The sequence below is a fragment of the Streptomyces lancefieldiae genome (assembly GCF_031845825.1).
Classification (GTDB): Bacteria; Actinomycetota; Actinomycetes; order Streptomycetales; family Streptomycetaceae; genus Streptomyces; species Streptomyces lancefieldiae.
On the sequence record NZ_JAVRFH010000213.1, the window covers coordinates 1 to 1,380 of the forward strand.

1 protein-coding gene is annotated in these 1,380 nt (G+C 72.2%); it reads left to right on the top strand.

All coding sequences use genetic code 11. The annotated features are described in order from the left end of the window. Positions 1–1,380 (top strand): MDR/SDR family oxidoreductase (locus RM812_RS41690; protein ID WP_311586161.1); only part of this gene is annotated, 1,380 nt, incomplete at both ends.

Below are 1,380 nucleotides of genomic sequence, written 5' to 3' on the forward strand. Positions count from 1 at the left end.
TTCCAGCTGCGTTCCTCACCGCCTACCACGCCCTGTTCCATGTGGCGGGACTCGAGAAGGGACAGCGCATCCTGATCCACGCCGCGGCGGGCGGCGTGGGCATGGCAGCCGTCCAGTTGGCGCGGCACGTCGGAGCCGAGATCTACGCCACCGCGAGCCCCGCCAAGTGGCCCGCCCTGCGCAGCCTCGGGCTGGACGACGCGCACCTGGCGTCCTCGCGGGACGTGGGGTTCGCGGAGGCGTTCCTGAACTCTTCAGGCGGTCGCGGTGTGGACGTCGTACTGAACTCGCTGGCGCACGAATTCGTCGACGCCTCGCTCGCACTCCTCCCCGGGGGCGGGACCTTCGTCGAGATGGGGAAGACGGACATCCGCGATCTTGAGCAGGTGGCGGCCGACCACGCAGGGGTCGACTACCGGGCCTTTGATCTTTACGAGGCGGGTCCGGACGCGATCCACGAGACGTTCCGGGCTGTCATGGAGCTGTTCGCCGCCGGGCGGGTAAGGCTGAACCCGATCACCGTCCACCACATCCGCAACGCGCGTAAGGCATTCCGCCGGATGAGCCGGGGCCGTCACACCGGAAAGATCGTGCTCGAGCTGGGAAGCGGCTTCGGCGGGGGGACGGTACTGGTCACCGGCGGGACCGGGGGGGTGGGTTCGCTGGTGGCACGGCACCTCGTCGCGGAACACGGCGTGCGCAGCCTGGTACTGGCAAGCCGCCGGGGCATGGCGGCCGACGGGGCGGGCGAGCTGGTCTCGGCCCTGGAGGCGGGAGGCGCCGCGGTGCGCGTTGTGGCCTGCGATGTCGCGGACCGCGACGCCGTGGCGCGGATGCTCGCGGACCTACCTCCCGCGTATCCGCTGACGGCGGTCGTGCACGCGGCGGGCGGACTGGCGGACGGCACGGTCGAGACGTTGTCCGCGAAGAACCTCGACCACGTTCTGCGCGCCAAGGTCGGTGGTGCGGTCAATCTGCACGAACTGACCCGGGAGCGCCCCCTGTCGGCGTTCGTCCTGTTCTCCGCGCTGGCGGGCACACTGGGCACCGGTGGTCAGGCGAACTACGCCGCGGCGAACGCGTTCCTGGACGGTCTGGCCGCCCTGCGCAGGGCCTGCGGTCTGCCCGGCACTTCGCTGTGCTGGGGCTGGTGGGAGCGCGGCGGCATGACCGGCGACCTGGCCGAGGCCGACCGCGCGCGGCTGAGGCGGCTCGGCATCGCCGCCATGCCGACGTCCGTGGCACTGACGCTGTTCGACTCGGCGTGCGCGGCCGACCGGCCGGTCGTGATTCCGGCTCGGATCGAACTCCCCGCGCCGCGCGACCCGGCCGGTGACGACCTGCCCGGTCTGCTGCGCGACGGCGTCGGCGGCGGCCGGG